Genomic DNA, 1,033 nt, shown 5'->3' with positions numbered 1-1,033 from the left:
CTAGTACCCACTATCCTTGGATCGTGAGTCGTGATTCAAGATATGGATGATCCCCGAAGCAAGAGAAGTCCACCTTTCGCGGAAAGATCGCAAGGTGCTTGAGGCGTGTTGTCGCTCGCCGGTGACGTTGCAGCGCGATTTGAAGCGGGCTCGGATAGTTCTGTTGGCGGCGGACGGGTGCAGCACGCGGTCGATCGCCAAGGAAGTCGGGGTCCAGCCGCGGATTGTCAGCCTTTGGCGGCATCGCTATGCCGACCATGGCCTGGATGGGCTGCAAGACAAGCCACGGCCGGGCAAGCAGCCGATCTATACGAAGGCCACCGACAAGCGGATTCTGAAGCTGCTGGATAAGCCGCCCCCGCAAGGGTTTGCACGCTGGACCGGCCCTCTGCTGGCCGAGGCGCTGGGCGATGTTGACGTCCAATATGTCTGGCGGTTCCTGCGCAGCCACAAGATTGACCTCGCGGCTCGCAAGTCCTGGTGCGAGAGCAACGACCCGAACTTTACGGCCAAAGCCGCCGATGTTGTTGGCCTCTACGTCGCCCCGCCCGCGAAGGCCATTGTGCTATGTGTGGACGAGAAGCCCTCGATCCAGGCCTTGGAGCGAGCGCAGGGTTATCTGAAGTTGCCCAATGGCCGCGCCTTGACCGGCCAGAGCCACGACTACAAGCGGCATGGCACGACGACGCTGTTTGCGGCGCTTGAGGTCGCCACCGGAAAGATCATCGCGACGCATTCAAAACGCCGTCGTCGCGTCGAGTTTCTCGACTTCATGAACAGCGTCACCGCGGCCTTTCCGAGCCGCAAGCTTCACGTCATCCTCGACAACCTCAACACCCACAAGAAAAACGAGCACTGGCTCAAGGCCCACCCCAACGTGCAATTTCATTTCACGCCAACAAGCGCCTCCTGGCTCAATCAGGTCGAGGTCTGGTTCTCGATCCTGCAGGGGCAGTCACTTAGCGGCACCTCCTTCACAAGCCTCAAGCAGCTTCAGGAACACATCGATGCCTACGTCAACGCGTACAACGAT

Annotated in this window: 1 protein-coding gene; it reads left to right on the top strand. The window is 59.9% G+C overall.

Annotation, left to right across the window (positions count from 1 at the left end):
- Nucleotides 1–46 precede the first annotated feature (46 nt).
- The coding region (locus tag E4K64_RS39975; RefSeq protein WP_135167642.1) for an IS630 family transposase at nt 47–1,033 on the top strand (987 nt) is incomplete at its 3' end.

It is taken from the genome of Bradyrhizobium frederickii (assembly GCF_004570865.1).
Lineage (GTDB): Bacteria > Pseudomonadota > Alphaproteobacteria > Rhizobiales > Xanthobacteraceae > Bradyrhizobium > Bradyrhizobium frederickii.
The sequence above is the reverse complement of the archived record's forward strand: the minus strand, read 5'-3'. Positions and strand labels throughout refer to the sequence as shown.